Origin of the sequence: Chryseobacterium fluminis (genome assembly GCF_026314945.1) — a bacterium.
Lineage (GTDB): Bacteria > Bacteroidota > Bacteroidia > Flavobacteriales > Weeksellaceae > Chryseobacterium > Chryseobacterium fluminis.
Genome location: NZ_CP111121.1, coordinates 4,341,851 through 4,362,408, shown reverse-complemented (window position 1 = coordinate 4,362,408; position 20,558 = coordinate 4,341,851). Strand labels below are relative to the sequence as shown.

Here is a 20,558-nt window from a genome sequence, read left to right as displayed (position 1 = left end):
AAAATACAATTTTTAAAGGCTTTATAAAACAAAAAACTTTGCCCAAAACGGACAAAGTTTATATTTTGAACTCATCTCGACTTTTTCATCATCTTTTTACAGGCAATAACAATAAAAGCTAAATAATTAAATCCTATCCAGCTGGTAATGGTGGTATCAAACCTGTTGAGCACCGATCTGAAACTATCCAGCCAGGCATTTGTTCTTTCTATGGCGTATCGCTCTTTGTATAGTTGATGATCAAAATAATGGTCATTATCTGTATTAGAGTTTCTTTTATTATGAGCAATATTGGCTATTATCCCCAATTCTGACGCTCTTAAACGTAGATTCTCCGCATCAAATCCGGCATCAAAATTCACAAAAAGACCATCCAATGAGATACCCGACTCCTGTAAAAAATTGGTCATTTCTGTAAAATGTTTTTCAATATTAAACAAATCGTTATGATTTCCACACACAGGGATCGACATGGCCAGTGGCAAGCCATTTCGATCCGACAAATAAAGGGCATTAGTTGTTTTACGCTTTTTCCTACCCTGATATCCAACGGCTTCACCTCCCCTTAACGCCGGAGTGTGGCTGCCGTCTACATCTGCGCTGGACAAATCGATCATTGATTTATTGTTTTGTAAAATACCACTCCAGCAGGCTCTCCATATTCCGGCTTTACACCATTGACGGTAGTAGCCGAAAACTGTCTTATAATGTAGAACTTCTTTACTGAACAATTGTAAAACAGGTAAAAGATACCATTGAATGCCTGTTTTAAGTTTATATAAAATACAGTTAATAATCTCACAAATAGGTGCTTTTGATTTGAAACCTCTTTTTCCAATTGGAATATAAGGTGCAATTTCTAATTCTATTGTATCTTTGCTTAGTACTTGGTACAAGGGATAGGATTTTTTTTGTTTAGCGGCACTAATTTCCTAATCCCTTTTTTTATAGCAAACAACTAATCTATTTTTTTTCAATAAGTCAAGATCACTTCTTTAAATGAATTTGTAAATTCTATTGAGTCAGGAATGTTACAATAAGATAGGTAATTCCGGCTACGATCGCAGAGATAGGAATCGTTAATACCCAGGCCCATAGAAGACTTACGGTAATCCCCCATCTTACGGCTGAAATTCTTTTTGTTAAACCTACACCAATGATGGATCCTGTAATGGTATGGGTTGTAGAAACAGGAATACCGAAGTGGTCTGTAATAAACAGTGTAATTGCTCCTGCCGTTTCAGCACTTACCCCTTCCAGAGAGGTCACTTTTGTAATCTTGGTACCCATTGTTTTAATAATTTTCCAACCCCCGCTCATGGTTCCCAAACCAATGGCCAGGAATGATACCAGGGGAACCCACAGATAATGTTCCGCAAAGTAGTCGAAACGACCCGCAGAAGGAATATTCAGATACACCGGATCCTGGAGCATATTGACATGATAATAAATCAATGCTGCGCCGATGATCCCCATCACTTTCTGTGCATCATTCAGACCGTGTCCCAAACTGAAAAGCGCCGAAGACGCCAGCTGCAATCTTTTAAAAGACTGGTCAGCTTTATGAGGATTCGATCTTTTATAAAGATGAACAATAATTAACGTAATAATAATAGAGATGATCATCCCGATGATCGGTGCCATGAAAATGAACAGGAAAATAGGGATTACTTTATCAAACTTGACAACACTCTGCGTCGTTACCTGATAGGCGGCCTCCTTAAACGTTGCCCACAGTCCTAAATCAGGCTGTGCAGCCACTACATCATGATAATCCATCATGAAAGCATGCATCAGCGCTGCTCCCAGGAATCCACCGATTAATGTGTGGGATGAGGAAGAAGGTATTCCGAACCACCACGTTAAAAGATTCCAAAGAATTGCTGCAACCAATCCTGAAAATATAACTTCAAGGGTGATAAAGTTCTCGTTAACTGTTTTGGCAATTGTATTACCGATTTTAAATTCTCCGATAATGTATGCAGCGATAAAGAAAGCGGCAAAATTCCAGAGCGCTGCCCAAAGTACAGCCTGAAACGGAGTTAAAACTTTTGTAGAAACAATAGTTGCAATTGAGTTGGCTGCATCATGGAAACCGTTGATATAATCGAAGATTAAAGCCAGCGCAATAATAACTATAAGTAAAATAGGAAATTCCATTTTTGTTAATTATTATTAAGCGTATTTAATCATGATGTTCTCAATCGTATTGGCAACATCCTCTGCTTTGTCAGTTACTACTTCAAGATAATTAAGTACCGATGAAACTTTAATAATATTGATGGCATCGTTGGTCTCAAATAACTCTACCATTGAGTTTGAAAGCAGATCATCTGCAATGTTTTCAATAGAATTTACTTTGATACAGGCTTCTTTCACCTGGTCCATGTTTTTAAACCCTTTAAGATTTTTCATGGCATTCTGAATCTCAAGACAAGCTTTATGGATCAGTAATGAGAAATCCGAATAGGCTTTCATCTCCGGAGACTTATATAAGAAAATATATTTTGTAGAAGCGTAGATGTAGTCTGCGATATCATCTAATCCTGTTGCTAACGTGTGAATATCTTCTCTGTCGAACGGCGTAATAAAGTTTTTTCCAAGTTCTACGAAGATCTCGTGTGTTAATTCATCATTTTTGTGTTCATAATCGCTCATCTTTTTCAACATAGAATCGTCGTTAAGATCGAAATCTTTGATCCCGTGATTGAATTCCTCAGACATGGCTACAAGGTTTTCTGTTACTTTTTCGAACAGTACGAAGAAGATTTTATCTTTTGGTTGAAAAGCGTGGAAAATATTACCAATTCCCATTTTATAGTATTTATAATTCGAGTGCAAATTTCCTAAAAAAGCATCTTACCTGAAACTATATAACATTAAGTTTTGTTAACATACGCTTAACTCCTGATTACCAAATAAAAAAACCGACTTTACAGCCGGTTTTATGATCATTTATGATGGGATTAGTTCGCTTCTTCAGCTCGCATATCTTTACCTCTGAATTTCATCGTTGAGATGTTGCTTAAAAGGTCTCCTTTGAATGATTTTTCAATTTCGAAGAAAGAGAATTTCTCTAAAATTTCAATATCACCGATTTCAGCTCTTTTTTTGCTTTTGGTATTGGATGTTGCTTTATTGATAATGTCTAATACATCCAGTTTCTTCAACTGATCTTTTTTACCAAGATTAAAGAAGAATCTTACCATGTTTTCATCTTTTTTTCTCGGTTTTCCACCACGCTCTCTTCCTCTGTCATTTCTTTCTCCTCTCTCTCCTCTGTCGCGGTCTCTTCCTCTGTCACGGTCTCTTCTGTCTCCTCTTCTTGATGAGTAGTCATCATCCCTGCTGCTGAGTTTCTGCTCAATAAGATCGTGTCTGTCTTTATAATAAAGGGCAAGATCTTTCAACTGGAACTGAAGTAATTTGTGAACCAATTCTTCTTTAGTAAACGCTGACAGATCAGGAATTAAAGAATCGTCAAATTCAAAGAAATCTTCGTGTACTTCAAAAAGACTTTCGAAAACACCGCCTACCTGAGCTTTAATCACTTCTTCTCCTGTCGGGATTTTAGCTTCATTAATCTCAATTTTGGTAACCGATTTGATTTGCTTTAATTTTCTGCTTTCTTCAGGCTTAATTAAAGAAATCGAAATACCGTCTTTTCCGGCTCTACCGGTTCTTCCGCTTCTGTGAACGAATACTTCCGGATCATCAGGTAAAGAATAATGGATAACGTGAGTCAGTGAATTTACATCCAGTCCTCTGGCTGCAACGTCTGTCGCTACCAAGATATCGATGTTCTTTAATCTGAATTTTTTCATTACCGTGTCTCTCTGAGCCTGAGAAAGATCACCATGAAGCGCGTCAGCAGCATAGCCATTCTGCATCAGGAAATCAGCAACTTCCTGAGTTTCCATTCTGGTTCTGCAGAAGATAATCGAGTACTGATTCGGGTTTGAATCAATTAATCTTTTAAGGGCTTCTTTTTTCTGGCGGTAACCTGCTACATAGTATTCGTGCTTAATGTTCTTCTTAACTTCGTTAATAGAACCAACAGAAATTCTGTGAGGTTGTGTAAGATAATTTTTAGAGATTCTCTCTACTTCCTTACTCATAGTCGCTGAGAACAGGAAAGTCTGTTTTGTCTCAGGTGTTTCGCTTAGAATTGTTTCCAATTCGTCTTTGAAACCCATTGAAAGCATTTCATCGGCTTCGTCTAATACGAGCCAGTGAATTGCCGAAAAGTCAAGTGCTTTTCTGTTGATAAGATCTATTACTCTTCCCGGAGTTCCCACAATAATCTGTGGTTTATCCTTCAAAGATCTCATTTGGTCCATAATACTACTTCCACCATAAACTGCAGTCGTTTTGATGTCTTTCATATATTTAGAATAATTTTTTATGTCTTTTGTAATCTGAAGACATAATTCTCGTGTCGGGCAAAGCACCAAAAATTGGATTTTGCGACTCGTATCGTCAATCATATCCAAAATCGGAAGCGAAAATGCTGCTGTTTTGCCTGTCCCCGTCTGCGCAAGTGCGATCAAGTCGCGAATATCTGAAAGAATAAAAGGGATAGTCTGTTTTTGGATTTCTGTCGGGCTTTCGTAACCCAGTTCGCCAATTGCCTTAAGAATATCAGGACTTAAATTGGTTTCCGTAAATAAATTCATTAAATATTTTAAAATTTTTGCAAAGATACAACTAATATTTGAATTTTCTTTTATACAATATTACGAAATTAATAATTTTATTTTATAAAACCATAAGCATTTTTAAATTTCAACAGAAATACGACAATTTTTTTATTTTTAATTTAATAATATTCCAAACACAATTCAGGTTATCAAAAAAATCATTTTTAAACATTAAAATTAAGAATACTCAAATCATTCCCGTTGGGAGTCTGAATAGTTTTGATTATTTTTGAGTAAAATAAAATGTATGCCGGCTATCTTATCTCCAAAAACTTTCGAATTTTTAAAAAAACTTCACAGAAATAATAATCGTGAATGGTTCACTGAAAATAAGAATCTCTATACCGAATCGCAACAGAATGTTATTGCTTTTCTGGAAGAACTGATCGGAGAAATGACAGCATTTGATGAGGCGCTTGCCAAAATCGATGCTAAAAAATCACTATTCAGGATTTACAGGGATACCCGGTTTTCAAAGGATAAAATTCCCTACAAAACTAATTTCGGAGCTTCTTTGGGAATGGGAAAAGGAAGTCAGAAAGGAGGTTATTATCTTCACCTGGAGCCTGGAAAATCCTTTATAGCAGGCGGAATTTATATGCCCGAACCTCAGGTCTTAAAGGAATTAAGAAGAGAAATATCGTTGTATGGAGAAGATTTTATGAAAATTTTAAACCATCATGATTTTAAGAAGCACTTCCCTGAGCTTGATCAGGACGGCAAGCTGAAAAAAGTTCCTCAGGGCTTTGAAAAAGAAGATCCGATGGCAGAATACCTGAAACTTAAAAATTTTATTGTGACTTATCCGTTAAAAGATGAAGAAATACTGAATCAAAATGCGGTTAAAAATCTATCCGCCATTTTCAGGCTGATGAAACCGCTGAATGACTTCCTGAACACTCCTCTACAATAAGCTCCACAATTCTGCAGCACGATGCTGCCCGATTTGAAATCTTTTAGAATTCAGCCGGATACAGAAGCAGGTGATAATTAACACCTGTAAATCAACCTATTACAATTGTATTTATTTAACATTAGTTTAACATTTTTGCTTATCTTTGCTGGTCGTCAAAAAATCTAAGGATGTCTCTATACCAAAGAATTGCAGAAAAACTACAGTACATCAGTCCCGGTTTTTATAAAAAAAGATATTTCAAAAATCTGAATCATCTTACTAAAGAAAACTTTTCAAAACGTAATGTAGAGCCGGAGCTGGTCTGGATCAAAGATTATCTGCCCAAAAAAGCGGTTATCCTTGATATTGGCGCCAATGTGGGATCCTTTCTTTACCAGCTGGAAAATACATTGGATCATGAGCATATTTATGCCTTTGAGCCCAATAAAAAACTGTACCGCAGACTGAAAAGACTTTTTCCGGGAATGAGGATTTTTCCGCTGGCTCTTTCTGATGAGAATACAACGGCTGAATTTAAAGTTCCCGTCATCAACGGAAAAGCCATCGCTTCAAGGGGAACCCTGAAAACCGCTTACAAAGAAAAAGGGGAAGAGAAAAGCTATACTGAAAAAGTAAAAGTGATAAAACTGGATGACTGGGCCGCTATTGAACATTTTACCAGACTGGATTTCATTAAAATCGATGTCGAAGGCAACGAAATGAAAACGCTGTATGGTGCCAAAGAAATCATTACACAGTTTTTTCCTACTTTAATGGTAGAAATAGAACAGAGACACCATGACACGCCCATCTGGAAAGGGATCTCCGAAGTTCAATCCTGGGGATATAATGTCCATTATCTGAACAGGACTACCTTTACCCTGGAAAAACTGACTGAAAGCATTCTTTCAGGAAATACCAGTGATGAAAAAAATAAAACCGACTACATCAATAATATCATCTTTATTCCCAAAAATTCTTAAAATTAAAATATGAGTGTAGTAGCGAGACAGGGCTTCAAATATTCCATTATCGGGTACATCGGTTTCTTGTTGGGTACCGTATCGGCCATATTTATTTTCCCTAATGATTTTGAATTTTACGGTAAACTACGCTATATTCTACCCAGTGCGGAATTTTTGGTTCCGTTTGTGGTGATGGGTATTTCTTATTCCAATGTAAAGTTCTTCCATGCGGTAGATCAAGACGGCAAAAAGCAAAATATGCTCTCGCTATCGCTTCTTGCGGTCTTTATTAATTTTTTAATTTTTACGGTGGTCTTCTTCATACTGCCTTATGTCTATCCCAAGTTTAAATATTCGGAAGCATGGAAAGCTAAAGAAATCATCTTACCGTTGGTGGTTATCCTTTCTTTCTGTGCGGTTTTCAACAAATACATTTCGAATTACAAAAGAATCGTGGTTTCGAATATTTTCGATAATCTGATCCCGAAAATAGCCAATTTAGGAGCTTTCTGCCTGGTTATTTATTTTTCACTCTCCCAAAGTGTTGCCTTCGCATTTTTCTTCGGGATGTTTGCCTTAATGCTTTTCGGCTATATCTATTATACCAATACATTAGAAAAAATAAAACTGGATTTCAGCACCGATTATTTCAAGAAAGACGGCTTCTGGAAAGAATTTTTCAACTACAGCTTCTTTGGATTTCTAGGAACGTTTGGAAATTACCTGGCGATTAACAGCCTGATGATCGGTGAATTCATGGGAATGGAAGAAAATGGGATTTATGCCGTTCTGTACGCTTTAATTTCGCTGATCTCAATTCCTCAGTTGGGCTTATTCAATGTCTCCGCTCCTATTATCAGTAAAAATCTCGCGGACGGCGATATGGAGGGACTGGATAAATTCCACAAGAAGACGTCTCTTACTTTATATTTTTTAGGCGCTGTGTTGTTTTCATGTATTATGGTAGGATTTCCTTACCTGACGCAGTTTATGCCTAAGAACGGAACGATGCTGAGAGAATATGAACCGGTCGTATGGATCTGGGGATCTGCAGTCTTACTGGACCTGGCGACAGGATTCAACGGCAATATTATTTCGCTGTCCAGGTATTATAAATTTAATATCCTGGTGATGCTTTTACTGGCGGGACTTACCATCGGACTGAATCTTTATTTCATTAAAAATACCGACCTGAAACTTATTGGAATTGCCTTATCTACCGCGATTTCTTTAACGACTTATAATGTAGTGAAGGTTGTTTTCAATTACATCATGTTTAAAGTGTCACCACTCACCATTGAAATGATATTTGTTTCTATTATCTGTACGCTTGCTATTACTGTAGCGATCGTTTTGCCTAATTTTAACAACAATTTTATCAACCTTTTTTACAAGCCGGCGGTGGTTTTGATTCTAATCTTTATCGGAAATTATTTCACTAAAATTTTCCCGGTTGAGGATTATCTAAATATAAATTTCCTAAGAAGTATGTTTAAATTCAAGTAGAAATAAGGTTTAATAGAACCTTTTCCAGTTCTGCCTGCACTATTGCTTTACTGAATTGATTCCGGAAATCGAAGCGTATGTTTTTCAGCTCCTCAAACTGGGCCATTACATTTTCTTTTTCAGGAATAATGAACTCTGATTCTGAAGGATAATCTGCCGGAAAAACCGCCAGTTTGCCATACTTGATGGCGTCACCGATATTACCCGTCATTTTCGTGCGCCCATAGACTTCTTTCTGACTGAAAAATTGAGTATTCCGCTGAATAGGACACCACAGAATATCCGCTTTCGTCATCCATCTTTCAAAATCATCCTGAGAGACTCTTTCTGTAAAATAGGTGATGTTAACATATTCAAGAGTTCTCTCCAGGTCATTTATTTCCGTCAGCGCTTTCTTTTCTGTGATTTTCCCTAAAAATATAAATTCAATTAATTTATTTTTGAAAACCTTTCCGGTTCTAAACTCATTTTCCAGTTCTTTTATTTTTGAGAATACCTTTTTATAATCCCTTCTTTTCTGAGAAACTCCGCCGGGAATAACAACGGTAAAAACCGGATGTTCTTCTTCTTCAAAATTTTTGGTGTAAAAAATTGGCAGCAACTGATACCTTTCGGATAAAAGAGACTGATCCAGCACTAAAAGTTGGGCTTTCTGATAGACTTCCGGTGCGTAAAGCAAGCCTTCTTTCAGGCATAATTTAAGTCTGTAAATAATATCTTCCCTGAACATATTTTTCAGAAGCCCGAATTTGGAAATTTTTATAAAATTCAGATTATGAGCAATAACAGCCGTATTATACTGCTGAACAATCTGCTGAAAAGTACTGAAAAAACGATGTACCGTGCCGATAATCACGAGATCATATTTTTTTTCCTTTAATTGACCTGTAATTATCGAACAATCGGAAATGTAAACAGATGCATCCTTTCCCACCTGCTTCTTTATTTTTTCTGAGAAATAATAATCTACTGAAAACAGCTGCGAACCTTCCATAATTTCCATAAATGAAAGGGCTACTTCTGCATGGTTATCTATTTCTATGTACGCTATTTTCTTCAAGTGACGGAATTTTGACTAAGTTATCAGATCTGCGAGAAAGTTTCGTTCCACAGCTTCATAATGTATTTTATGTAATACAAGGTTATATTTTAAGCCATTTTTTTTTGAGCTGCTGCCAACGTTTGTTGTTGACAATTTTCTGCTCCGCTTTCGACAGTTTCAGTTCGGGCTTGTCTGATCGGCAGCTTTCATAAAACCTGACAATCTGAACAAAAAACTCAGGAGATTTGCTTTTCATGGCCTCTTTTGAAGCGGCAATATAGGTCAGGAACCTGTTTAATCCTAAAAAATAGAAATATCTTCCGTAATAGTCAGCGGGTTTTAGGGTATAATCGGATCCTTTTACTTTGATCAGTTTCACGTGCAGTTGCGGCAGAACCACTTCTTTCCATCCTAAATCATCCAGTAATATAGAATCGATATTATCCCAGCCTAAGGTTTCACGAAGTCCGCCCATGGCCAGAAAACATTCTTTGCGATAGGCCTTCAACGGTCCTCTGACATGGTGTTTATTGGAATTCCCTTCATACACCCAATCTCCGTTTTTTTCTACGTACAGCAATCCTCCGACCAACCCGTACACCGGATTCTCACGGAATGCTTTTTCTATTGTTTCAAGATAATTTTCAGGCAGAATAATATCTGCATCAAATTTACAGATGATCTCAAAATCGTTGATATCCTGAGTTTTCAAACCGCTGTTAAAGGCACTGACTACTTTTGAACCCGGCTGATGCGATGATTTTTCAAGATTGAGCGTCTCGAAACGCGGATCCTGCTCCGTAAAACCTTTGATGATCTCCGGAGTTCTGTCCACAGAGCCATCGTTTACCACCACGACTTTAAAATCTTTAAAACTTTGATTTTTCAAAGATTCCAGCGGGTAGGCAAGATGATGTTCTTCGTTGTGAGCAGGGATGATAATTAAAAACCGCACCTTATTTTTTTATTTTCAAATTTACTTCAAACAAAAATTCAGGCTCATTTAAATTTTTAAATTTCTTTGTTTTAAAATTGCCTTTCATAAAGACTGCACAGATTGAATTGGCTACATGATACAGTTGGTCATGATATCCTTCGGGCAGACCGTCCAGAATTCCCTGAAACACTTCATACCGGATTTTCTCCGGGTTGAAAGCATAGTCATGCCATACGACAACGGTATCGTCATGCACCAAGTGCTGAAAGACTTTCTCCGTGTCGTTTTTCACCATTTCATAGGAATGATCTCCGTCGATAAAGATCAGGTCATATTTTTTATTTAAGCCGGCAAAATCATAGGTCCTTGAATTGCCTTCCAGATGAAGAATCTCAGGATTTTTTTTAGAAACAATTCCATGAAGATCTGCATATTTCCTGTCGATTCCTAATTGAAGAATTTCGTGGTGTGAAAGATTAAGTGTGGTACAGTCATGAATTATTTTTGCTACGTTCCACACGCTTTCTCCTCTCCACGTCCCGATTTCAAAATAGGATTTTTTGTCTTTTGCCAGAGTCTTCAGCAAAGCAAGATCGGTGGGAAGAGAAGCTCCGTCCAGAAAACAGATCTCAATATTTTCCTCAAAATCCGCCCTCAGATCAGAAAAGCTGATCTGAGGAAGGGTTTCCAAATGAGGATATTTTTTGAGAAATTCTTTTTTTCTTACTTCCCGGTCATTAAGCACCAGGTTTAGCAGACTTGGCTCCTGCGCTATATTCTGTAATGCCCGGACTGTTTTTTTTATTTTACTCACGAAATATTATTTGCTATGAGGTTTCAACATGTTTTTAGGATCCAGAATCTCATCGAGTTTTTCCTGGGAGAGAATTTCTTTTTCCAATACGAGATTATAGACACTTTTTCCTGTTTCCAGAGCTTCTTTCGCGATCTCCGTAGAATATTTATAGCCAATATAAGGATTCAGTGCCGTTACAATTCCGATGCTGTGCTTCACCATGTTCAGGCATACCTCTTTATTAGCCGTAATGCCTGTTACGCATTTTTCACGAAGGGTATCCAAAGCGTTGCAAAGGAAATTGATATTTTCCATAATGGCGTGAGAAAGCACGGGCTCCATTACATTTAGCTGTAATTGTCCGGCTTCAGCGGCAAAGGTTACCGTTAAATCATTTCCGATTACTTTGAAGCATACCTGGTTTACCACTTCCGGAATCACAGGATTTACTTTTCCGGGCATAATGGATGATCCCGGCTGCATCGGAGGAAGGTTGATTTCAAAAAGACCGGCTCTGGGTCCTGAAGAAAGCAATCTCAAGTCATTGCATATTTTCGACAACTTTAAAGCCAGACGCTTCATTGCTGAAGAGTAGATCACATAAGAACCGGTATCCGGTGTCGCCTCAACCAGATCCGGTGCGGAAATAACCGGAAAACCAGTTAACTGAGCCAGGTTTTTCGCGCACAATGAAGCATATCCTACCGGAGCATTTAAGCCTGTTCCGATGGCGGTAGCTCCCATGTTTACTTCTACAAAAAGGTCGGCATTGCTGTTTAATTTAGAGATATCTTCTTCGAGTGTTGCTGCAAAGGCTTCAAATTCCTGTCCCAACGTCATCGGCACAGCATCCTGAAGCTGGGTTCTTCCCATTTTGATCACATCATGAAAGTCCTGTCCTTTGGAACGGAAGGCTTCCACAATTTTTTTAAGCCTTTCAACCAAACCGATGTTCATATGCAATAATCCCATCTTGATGGCAGTAGGATAAGCATCATTGGTGGATTGAGAAAGATTGATATGATCGTTTGGAGAGCAGAACTGGTACTCACCTTTCTTTTTTCCTAATTTTTCAAGTACCCTGTTGGCAATCACTTCATTGGCATTCATATTCACTGAGGTCCCTGCCCCGCCCTGAATCATATCTATCGGAAACTGGTCGTGAAGTTGGCCTTGGATAAGCTCATCACAGGTCTCTGCAATGTTGAAATATAAATCTTCGTCCAGCAATCCCAGCTCGTAATTCGTTTTGGCCGCAGCTTTTTTTACAAAAGCCAGTCCTTTGATGAAATCAGGATAGGAAGACAGCAGCTGTCCTGAAATTTTAAAATTATTGATGGCTCTTTGAGTCTGTACTCCATAATAAGCATTTACCGGAACTTCCAGTTCACCGAGTAAATCACTTTCTTTTCTGAAATTTTCCATTACAGATTTTTTTAACGTGTTTTATTTTTGAACAGTAAAAACGCATCCTTTACGAATGCGTTTTCAAAATTACTTATTTTACGGGATATTTCTGATTTAAAGACTGCAATATTGCCCATGTTTCGATATCCATGATTCCGTCGTAGTTCTGAGGGCGGAAATGATACTGGAAGGCCTCAATGGTTTTTTTGGTCATATCATCCCATTGTCCGCTCAGATCCAGGGCGTACCCGAATTTCTGCAATGCGGTCTGCACGCTGTATACAAATGAAGGTTCATTATATTTCGCCGTAAAATCAACCTGCCCGAGACTTATGAAATTCTGTTTTGAAGCTTCATCATACCACATCCCGATCTGGTATTCATCATACAGTTTTTTCCAAGGAAATGTAGGTCCGGGATCCTGCTTTCTGGTAGGGGCAATATCTGAATGTGCCAAAACATTGGTCGGGGGAATATTATATCTGGTAACGATATCTTTTGCTAATGCTGCCACCTTTTTTACCTGATCATCACTAAAAACTGCAAATATCCTTTTTCCGGCAGCATCAACCGTATAGCCGGTATTGACAATTTCGATTCCGATCGAGGTATCGTTAAGGTTTTTATCATTTCTCCAGGCACTTACCCCGGCGTGATAAGAACGTTTGTTTTCATCTACCAGCTGATAGATTTCATTATCTCCGGTATTATTAACCAGATAATGTGCACTCACCGACTGCTGGGTAAGCACGGTAATGGATTTGTCATCCGGAAGTGCCGTATAATGCAGAATGAGATATCGCTGTCTGAAATTCTGCGCAATGGCAGGAAAATAGGTTTTTACCACTTTATATCCTGCAGGTTTTGCAGAGACGATGGACCCGTAACTGGCCGTATTATCATTTTTTGTAATATCTGCAATATTGGTGGTATAAAATTCCACGCCGCGATCATTGGTAATCTGCGCTTTCGGCTTCTCCGGAGTTTGGGGCTTTACAGCAGTTTTCGGCTGTGTCACTGGGTTTTTGGGCTTATATGAACTTTTCGTCACATTTTTCTGTGAAGTACACGAAAAAACAAATGTACTTAATCCGATGATATATAATGTCTTACGCATTAGTTTAATTTTTTAATCATTTATTAGCTCAAAAATACACAAATTTTTCTTGAAAAATATTTGGTATATAAAGAAATCTGTTCTATATTTGCACTCGCAATAACGGAACAACGATCATTAAAAAACGAGATAAACAGGAGGGTTGCCAGAGTGGTTAATGGAGCAGTTTGCTAAACTGTCGACGCGAAAGTGTCGCAAGGGTTCGAATCCCTTACCCTCCGCTTTTATATATCTTTTCGGGGCGTAGCGTAGTCCGGTCATCGCGCCTGGTTTGGGACCAGGAGGTCGCAGGTTCGAATCCTGCCGCCCCGACATTTAACGCGCTTATTTTAACTGACTAAGCGAGAATCAACCCAATGGGTGCGTAGCTCAGCTGGATAGAGCATCTGCCTTCTAAGCAGACGGTCAAAGGTTCGAATCCTTTCGCGCTCACATAAACCTTGCAACTCTGTTGTGAGGTTTTTTGTTTTTGCTAAGGCTCTGACTAGGGTTAGGAATTTTGGTAAATAGTAGTAAAAAGAATCTAAAATTATCTTAATAAAATTTAAACTCTCCTACCCTTTCAACGAGACATCAAGTAAAATTTACTTTTATGAAATCTCTAAAATTCCAAAACTGGTTTTCTGCTACAAGTCACAAAAAAATTGATCTCAAAAAAGAGGGGTATCACCAAAACCTAAACAACAGGAAGGTGGATATGCAAATAAAAATTCCAGTATTAATTAGTTTTAAAATCTACTTTATAATTTAGCTCTATTGGATTATTTTTACTTCTAATATTTTTTCTGATAGACTTTATCATGTCTCTGTGATTTGCTTCGGAAAGAGTCCCGGAAGCATCTTCATTTAAAACATCTCCTTTTTTAAGCGTAGATAAAGGACTGTTATAAAAATCCGTCTGTATTTTTTGGAAATCCTCCCAAGAAATCAACTTTTTATATTTTGCCGGATATAATTCTTTCCATTCGAAATCTTTGATTTGCACCAATTCAAAATCATAATCTCCTTTATCATCTGTTATCTTTATTATTAATCCAGGTAGACCATTAAAAATATACGGCCCGTCAGAAATTGGAACTTCGGAGGTAAACCATGCATTCCAGATCCTCCCGCCATAAGATCCTTCCGCCTTTTGACAAAAATATTTTCCAATTGTTTGTTTTTCTGGTAATATTTTCCAATCAAGCTTTTCATTCATTTTTATGGCAAAGGTTGAATATGCTATAGGAATGAAAACATACTTTAAAACAGTATTTTCTTTAGTATCCTTTTTTACATAGAGTTGCTTATTATTAAATTCTGTATCAAACCCATCAGGGTATCCTCTTTTAGCCGCTAATGAATCTGATTTTCGAAACATTACAGAACGAAATAATGATACGTGTTTATCTGTATCCAGGTAATACGTAATGGTGTCAAGTCTTATGCTGTCAGTATGGGGCTTATATTTTAACTCATATATAAAGCTTGATTTTTGCCCTAAAAGATTGCATGATAAGATAACAAATAAAAGCAAATAGTTTTTTATATTTCTAATCATCTTTGAATGAAGTGATCTTGACTTATTAAAAAAAAATAGATTAGTTGTTTGCTATAAAAAAAGGGATTAGGAAATTAGTGCCGCTAAACAAAAAAAAATCCTATCCCTTGTACCAAGTACTAAGCAAAGATACAATAGAATTAGAAATTGCACCTTATATTCCAATTGGAAAAAGAGGTTTCAAATCAAAAGCACCTATTTGTGAGATTATTAACTGTATTTTATATAAACTTAAAACAGGCATTCAATGGTATCTTTTACCTGTTTTACAATTGTTCAGTAAAGAAGTTCTACATTATAAGACAGTTTTCGGCTACTACCGTCAATGGTGTAAAGCCGGAATATGGAGAGCCTGCTGGAGTGGTATTTTACAAAACAATAAATCAATGATCGATTTGTCCAGCGCAGATGTAGACGGCAGCCACACTCCGGCGTTAAGGGGAGGTGAAGCCGTTGGATATCAGGGTAGGAAAAAGCGTAAAACAACTAATGCCCTTTATTTGTCGGATCGAAATGGCTTGCCACTGGCCATGTCGATCCCTGTGTGTGGAAATCATAACGATTTGTTTAATATTGAAAAACATTTTACAGAAATGACCAATTTTTTACAGGAGTCGGGTATCTCATTGGATGGTCTTTTTGTGAATTTTGATGCCGGATTTGATGCGGAGAATCTACGTTTAAGAGCGTCAGAATTGGGGATAATAGCCAATATTGCTCATAATAAAAGAAACTCTAATACAGATAATGACCATTATTTTGATCATCAACTATACAAAGAGCGATACGCCATAGAAAGAACAAATGCCTGGCTGGATAGTTTCAGATCGGTGCTCAACAGGTTTGATACCACCATTACCAGCTGGATAGGATTTAATTATTTAGCTTTTATTGTTATTGCCTGTAAAAAGATGATGAAAAAGTCGAGATGAGTTCAATATATATATTATGATAAATTTAATTAATTTATTCACTTCCCAATTTTTCAGACCAATTAAAATTATCAACTACCGCATAATTGGAATAATTACAAAATAATAGGAAAGATAGACAATAAATTGCATATCCCATCTCTTTCATCAATTAACGTTATCAATGTAATTATCTTCAATTTAAAACAATCAAAATCCCTGAAATCCTCATCAACAAACAAAATATGAATAAAATTTCATTCTTACCAATTAAATAATTCCCCATAACTTTATGGTTATTAGCGATGTAAAATCGGCAGAAAATTATCCTGAAATATTAATTAAAATTATTCCGTATTTTATTTTTATAATTCAAAAAAAGCTTATATATTTGCAACCACAAAAAACAAGGTAATTCTTGTTAAAAGATGACCTCCATCGGGGCGTAGCGTAGTCCGGTCATCGCGCCTGGTTTGGGACCAGGAGGTCGCAGGTTCGAATCCTGCCGCCCCGACAATAAAAGCCTTTAGGGTGCGTAGCTCAGCTGGATAGAGCATCTGCCTTCTAAGCAGACGGTCAAAGGTTCGAATCCTTTCGCGCTCACTTTAATTAAAAGCCTCTGTTTCAGGGGCTTTTTTTGTTTTCAATTAATTTTTGTCCGTTAAAAGAAGATCAAAATACTATATTTATTCAGACATTTTTCAGACATTTCAGGAATGAATCGGAAAAATTTCAAAAAATGATTCCTCGAATTATTTTACATTCAGATCGCGGACCGATAAAGATATGGAAAGACCATCTTAAGTGATTGTAAGACGGTCCATCATTTATCCTACATCAGAACCAGGGAATCTCAATGCATAAAATATTCGTCCATTAAACTTTTTCTCTTTTTGGTCTCAAGATCGATATATTCAAATTTTTTATATTGGCAGAAAGATCCCATATCCTGATCTCCATTAATAAAAATACCTCCCACAAGAATCACGTATTTACATGGATAACTGGTCTCCCGTACCAGTACTTCAATGCGCTCGTCTATCGCTTCATACATGATCTCCGTCGCCTCGTAAATCTTATTTTCTGCATTCAGAATTCTCTCCTGTTGATGAAGGAAGATCTGTTCGATCGTATTCATCTGAAAATCGAGGGAGGTGATATTTCCTTCAATAATTTTTCCTGCCATCAATTTCCCGAGTGCTCCTTTTGCTGCGCCGCAACAGGCAGAATTACTGCTCTGCCCTATTCTGCTGATCTCCCCGATCTCCCCCTCTTTCGTAATGCCGATATGTGGAGCATAAAAGATGATGACCGCCCCTTCTTCAGGAACATGATGGGCAAAAGCTCCCATTCCTGTAAGTCCGGCAAACGGAAAACCGTTCAGTCCTCCCAAATGAAAAGGACCCAGCATTTCGTGAGCTCTCGGCGGATATTGTATGGCATTAACATCATCACAACACATGCTGTCTGCATGCATCAGCTGATTCGGCTTTAATCCCAGGTGCTTTTCAATCGTATCCAGGAGCCGGTTGACGGTATCAACGGACGTTAAAGCTTTAGGATACCATTTTCTTACTGATTCTATACTCATCATTTTTGTTTTTTTATTATATAATTATCGTATTGACAGGCAGAATATCTTTCTTTTTTATATTCTTCTGATCATCCATTTTTTTTATTTGTTTAAGCGTAGCTTAATGATTATCTGCCGTTATCATTATTCAATAATTCGTTAAGCGGTCTATTTGAAAACACCCGTTCCTTTCTGTTTTGGGGTATAACAGACTTTATTTGACAATCAGGTGTAATAATTTTCCATGTATTAACCTTAATCAACAGCTTTTGCGGTATGCTGACCGACATTCATCGTGAGGAATCAGTATTGGACGAAAATTTGCTGATCAGAATTCCCACCAATACAACGGTGTAAAACTGACCCGCAGTTCCGATAAAGGCCGTGATGAGTTTTGTAACATGCGTATTGGGAGTAATATCTCCGAATCCGATACTCGTAAAGGTGATCGAGCAGAAATAAACCAGATCCGTAAAAATACCCGCCGAGGAGCTTACATCAATACCTTTAAAAGCGCCAAAATTATTATATTCAAAGGCCTGTAACAGGAATACTGAAATTTCAATCAATAAAAAATAGCCACAGGCAGAAGCTGAAATAATATCACTGTTGATATATCCGGGCTTCAGTAAAAACCGCAACAGTTCCAGAAACATAAATGCAAAAAATACAATATAATTGATATTCAGAAACATGAAGTACCAGTGTATATCCCTAAAAAAAGGAATACCGACAGGCAACAGCAATACCAGCACAAAATGTAAATTCCTGAATCTATGCCTCCAACTGTATTTACCTTTAAATATAAAAATGCTTCCCAATCCTAATATTAACATATTGAGCGGCCATACCACCCGCGTATAGAAATCCAGGTCACGGATAAAAATACCCGTATAGAGATGCTGAAGTAAGGCAAAAAGCAATAATTCATACTTCTTACTCTCAAAAAATGATGCTATTTTACTCATTGGTGTGATACATATAAACGCTGAATCCGCTACAAACTTTGTCGCTGGCCGTATCCTGCTTTTAAAATTACTGGATCCTGATTAGACTTCATAAGCAGAAGTGTCTATGGTTACACATAAACCGCTGGTGATACCTGCTTCATCTTATTCCTGTTTCTGCACTGATCAATTCATATTCGGTTTCGAACGGAAAATGAAGCTGACTTTACATGACCGAAAATTTCGATTATCAATCGAGATTGTTAAGAAAGCAATTCTTCACTCCATCAAAACAGCTTAGAAACCCATTGATACTTTATGGTTTGGATAATTAAGCTGTAAGAAAGACAGCTACATGGTAACTGTCTTTCTCAGGCTGTTACCGTGTGGTATAACCACCATTGGCAAAAATAGTCTGTCCGGTTATCCACCATCCGTCGGTGACCAGGAACTCGACCAACGGGGCAATATCTTTGATGTCCGTAAGTCCTCCCAATGCTGATGCTGATTGGTGATAAGCAACAGCGTCAGAAGTCTCCTGGCCGTAAAAAAATGGTGTATCCATAGGGCCGGGTGCTACCGCTGTAACAGAAATTCCTCTGGAGCCGAATTCTTTGGAAGCTGCTCTTGTAAAATGCTCGACAGGTGCTTTTGCTCCGGCATAAGTGGAATATAAACCGGTATAAGCCGCCAGTAATGAAGTGACAATCGTACATACCCTGCCATTGTCGCTCAGTTTTTTTCCGGCTTCCTGCAAAAAGAAATACGCTGATTTAGAATTGATTCCGAACATCTTGTCATATTCCTCTTCCGTAGTTTCAGTAAATGACTTTTTCAGCACCATACCGACGGTGTTAACAGCAATATCAATGTGTCCGAATTTTGCAAGTGCTTCATCAAAGAATCGCGATACGTTTTCTACTTTTGTAAGATCTGCCTGAAACAGGAATGCTTCCGCTCCCAGTGCCAGAATTTCTGATAGGGTATTCTCGCTTTCAACCCGTGAGCTTTCGCTGTTGTAATGAATGGCTAATTTTGCGCCCTGAGCTGCAAAACGCTTGCTGAGAAGGCCTCCAAGGTTTTTACCGCCGCCAGCAATGAGGACGACCTTTCCTTTTAGATCATTTTTTGACATCATTTGTTTTTTATTGGGGTCAAATCTACAAAAACTGATGAAACATTCCATTAGTTTTTTTAAATGAAAATTATAGACCTACTAAATTCTATGACATCAGCAATTTTACTTAAAATGACCGCATTCAATTACTCAAACAGCCTGTTTTACAATCTGTTTCAAGGTATCTTGTGCAGTAAAAGCTTTTAAATATTTTTCTGTCGTTAAAAAAAATTGTATTCAGAATGGGATTATTTATGAAAACATTTCTATGATTCATGGCCCAACAAATATTGCTTTCGTAAATTTGTTTAAAATAAAAAATTCTATCAATATGAACATAAACGGAAAGAATGCCATCGTCACCGGTGGTGGACGGGGACTTGGTAAAGCGGTGGCTCTGGCACTGGCCAATGAAGGAGTAAATATTGGGATCACGGGAAGAAATGAAGAAAATCTTAAAATGACCGTAGAAGAAATTCGAAACACCGGTGTTAATGCGGCGTACGCGGTTTTCACGGTTGATAATGAGATCCAGGTAAAAGCTGGGATTGACCAGTTGGCAGAACAGCTGGGCGGTATTGACATTTTAATTAATAATGCAGGAATCGGTGATTTCGGAAGCATTGAAGAAATGCCTTCTGAAACCTGGGAACAGGTGATTAAAACCAATCTTTTCGGAGTATATTATGCGGCGAAAGCAGTACATCCTTTTATGAAAGCAAAAGGAGAAGGCGATATTGTAAATGTGGCTTCAACAGCCGGTCTGAAAGGCGGGCCAAACATGTCGGCCTATGCCGCTTCCAAGGCAGCTGTCGTTTCTCTGTCTCAATCTATGATGGCAGAATGGAGAAAACAGAATATCCGTGTGATTACATTAACACCAAGTACGATTGCTTCTGATATGTCTATTCAGGGAGGTTTGACCGATGGGAATCCTGATAAGGTTCTTCAGCCTGAAGATTTTGCAGAATGGGTAAGGGATATCCTGAAGATGAACCGAAGAGCACTGATCGCGAACGGTTCAATCTTTTCTACGAATCCATAGTATTTTAGTGTTCAAAAAACTTATGATAGCGGGCCCCGGTCCGCTATTTCTGTATCCTTT

The 20,558-nt window shown here is 37.7% G+C and carries 18 protein-coding genes and 5 tRNA genes; 10 read left to right on the top strand and 13 right to left on the bottom strand.

Annotated elements, in window-relative coordinates; all coding sequences use genetic code 11:
* Positions 1–71: 71 nt before the first annotated feature.
* The 4 genes from ODZ84_RS19960 to ODZ84_RS19945 form a co-directional block, all read right to left on the bottom strand.
* Entirely contained in the window at positions 72–929 is an 858-nt protein-coding gene (locus ODZ84_RS19960) for an IS5 family transposase (protein ID WP_266177416.1), read from the bottom strand.
* Between the two features lie 85 nt (positions 930–1,014).
* On the bottom strand, positions 1,015–2,160 hold the full coding sequence (locus ODZ84_RS19955; protein ID WP_266174156.1) for an inorganic phosphate transporter: 1,146 nt from the start codon (positions 2,158–2,160) through the stop codon (positions 1,015–1,017).
* Between the two features lie 15 nt (positions 2,161–2,175).
* The gene (locus ODZ84_RS19950) at positions 2,176–2,814 is read right to left on the bottom strand and encodes a DUF47 domain-containing protein (RefSeq protein WP_259108349.1); all 639 of its coding nucleotides are present in this window, start codon (positions 2,812–2,814) and stop codon (positions 2,176–2,178) included.
* 152 nt (positions 2,815–2,966) lie between these two features.
* Positions 2,967–4,676 (bottom strand): DEAD/DEAH box helicase, encoded by a 1,710-nt coding sequence (locus tag ODZ84_RS19945; RefSeq protein ID WP_266174154.1) that lies wholly within the window; start codon positions 4,674–4,676, stop codon positions 2,967–2,969.
* Positions 4,677–4,947: 271 nt separating this feature from the next.
* Here ODZ84_RS19945 and ODZ84_RS19940 point away from each other — a divergent pair, with 271 nt between their 5' ends.
* The 3 genes from ODZ84_RS19940 to ODZ84_RS19930 all read left to right on the top strand — a co-directional run bounded on the left by ODZ84_RS19940 (position 4,948) and on the right by ODZ84_RS19930 (position 8,066).
* Positions 4,948–5,613, top strand: coding sequence for a DUF2461 domain-containing protein (locus ODZ84_RS19940; RefSeq protein ID WP_266174152.1), 666 nt, complete (start codon positions 4,948–4,950; stop codon positions 5,611–5,613).
* Between the two features lie 170 nt (positions 5,614–5,783).
* Positions 5,784–6,578: an FkbM family methyltransferase gene (locus ODZ84_RS19935; RefSeq protein ID WP_266174151.1), complete on the top strand. Its 795-nt coding sequence runs from the start codon at positions 5,784–5,786 to the stop codon at positions 6,576–6,578.
* Positions 6,579–6,587: 9 nt separating this feature from the next.
* Positions 6,588–8,066, top strand: a complete 1,479-nt coding sequence (locus ODZ84_RS19930; RefSeq protein ID WP_266174150.1) for a lipopolysaccharide biosynthesis protein — start codon at positions 6,588–6,590, stop codon at positions 8,064–8,066.
* Here ODZ84_RS19930 and ODZ84_RS19925 read toward each other — a convergent pair.
* From ODZ84_RS19925 to ODZ84_RS19905, 5 genes are all read right to left on the bottom strand, one after another.
* On the bottom strand, positions 8,059–9,126 hold the full coding sequence (locus tag ODZ84_RS19925) for a hypothetical protein (protein ID WP_266174149.1): 1,068 nt from the start codon (positions 9,124–9,126) through the stop codon (positions 8,059–8,061). The genes ODZ84_RS19930 and ODZ84_RS19925 overlap by 8 nt on opposite strands.
* 82 nt (positions 9,127–9,208) lie before the next feature.
* Complete coding sequence (locus tag ODZ84_RS19920) at positions 9,209–10,063, bottom strand: glycosyltransferase family 2 protein (protein WP_266174148.1); 855 nt, start codon at positions 10,061–10,063, stop codon at positions 9,209–9,211.
* A 1-nt stretch (position 10,064) separates the two neighbouring features.
* On the bottom strand, positions 10,065–10,859 hold the full coding sequence (locus ODZ84_RS19915; RefSeq protein ID WP_266174147.1) for a class I SAM-dependent methyltransferase: 795 nt from the start codon (positions 10,857–10,859) through the stop codon (positions 10,065–10,067).
* A gap of 6 nt (positions 10,860–10,865) precedes the next feature.
* Entirely contained in the window at positions 10,866–12,266 is a 1,401-nt protein-coding gene (gene aspA, locus ODZ84_RS19910; RefSeq protein ID WP_266174146.1) for an aspartate ammonia-lyase, read from the bottom strand.
* 73 nt (positions 12,267–12,339) lie between these two features.
* A complete protein-coding gene (locus tag ODZ84_RS19905; RefSeq protein ID WP_266174145.1) occupies positions 12,340–13,365 on the bottom strand; it encodes an N-acetylmuramoyl-L-alanine amidase in 1,026 nt (341 codons plus the stop codon).
* Between the two features lie 136 nt (positions 13,366–13,501).
* On the opposite strand from ODZ84_RS19905, the gene ODZ84_RS19900 reads away from it, so the two are divergent.
* From ODZ84_RS19900 to ODZ84_RS19890, 3 genes are all read left to right on the top strand, one after another.
* Positions 13,502–13,586: transfer RNA gene (locus ODZ84_RS19900), tRNA-Ser, on the top strand.
* 16 nt (positions 13,587–13,602) lie between these two features.
* Positions 13,603–13,677, top strand: a tRNA-Pro gene (locus tag ODZ84_RS19895).
* Between the two features lie 46 nt (positions 13,678–13,723).
* Positions 13,724–13,797, top strand: a tRNA-Arg gene (locus tag ODZ84_RS19890).
* A gap of 286 nt (positions 13,798–14,083) precedes the next feature.
* Here the strand turns inward: ODZ84_RS19890 and ODZ84_RS19885 are convergent.
* Positions 14,084–14,905 carry a GLPGLI family protein gene (locus ODZ84_RS19885; protein WP_266174144.1) on the bottom strand — a complete coding sequence of 274 codons (822 nt, stop codon included), beginning with the start codon at positions 14,903–14,905 and terminating at the stop codon, positions 14,084–14,086.
* 77 nt (positions 14,906–14,982) lie between these two features.
* Here ODZ84_RS19885 and ODZ84_RS19880 point away from each other — a divergent pair, with 77 nt between their 5' ends.
* The 3 genes from ODZ84_RS19880 (at position 14,983) to ODZ84_RS19870 (ending at position 16,419) form a co-directional block, all read left to right on the top strand.
* Complete coding sequence (locus ODZ84_RS19880; protein WP_266173844.1) at positions 14,983–15,837, top strand: IS5 family transposase; 855 nt, start codon at positions 14,983–14,985, stop codon at positions 15,835–15,837.
* Positions 15,838–16,255: 418 nt separating this feature from the next.
* Positions 16,256–16,330: transfer RNA gene (locus ODZ84_RS19875), tRNA-Pro, on the top strand.
* Between the two features lie 15 nt (positions 16,331–16,345).
* A tRNA-Arg gene (locus ODZ84_RS19870) sits at positions 16,346–16,419 on the top strand.
* 250 nt (positions 16,420–16,669) lie between these two features.
* Here the strand turns inward: ODZ84_RS19870 and ODZ84_RS19865 are convergent.
* The 3 genes from ODZ84_RS19865 to ODZ84_RS19855 form a co-directional block, all read right to left on the bottom strand.
* A complete protein-coding gene (locus ODZ84_RS19865) occupies positions 16,670–17,410 on the bottom strand; it encodes a hypothetical protein (protein ID WP_266174143.1) in 741 nt (246 codons plus the stop codon).
* 269 nt (positions 17,411–17,679) lie between these two features.
* Positions 17,680–18,357: a potassium channel family protein gene (locus tag ODZ84_RS19860; protein ID WP_266174142.1), complete on the bottom strand. Its 678-nt coding sequence runs from the start codon at positions 18,355–18,357 to the stop codon at positions 17,680–17,682.
* Between the two features lie 358 nt (positions 18,358–18,715).
* Entirely contained in the window at positions 18,716–19,471 is a 756-nt protein-coding gene (locus ODZ84_RS19855) for an SDR family oxidoreductase (RefSeq protein ID WP_266177414.1), read from the bottom strand.
* A 313-nt stretch (positions 19,472–19,784) separates the two neighbouring features.
* Here ODZ84_RS19855 and ODZ84_RS19850 point away from each other — a divergent pair, with 313 nt between their 5' ends.
* Complete coding sequence (locus tag ODZ84_RS19850) at positions 19,785–20,498, top strand: 3-ketoacyl-ACP reductase (RefSeq protein WP_266174141.1); 714 nt, start codon at positions 19,785–19,787, stop codon at positions 20,496–20,498.
* Positions 20,499–20,558 lie beyond the last annotated feature (60 nt).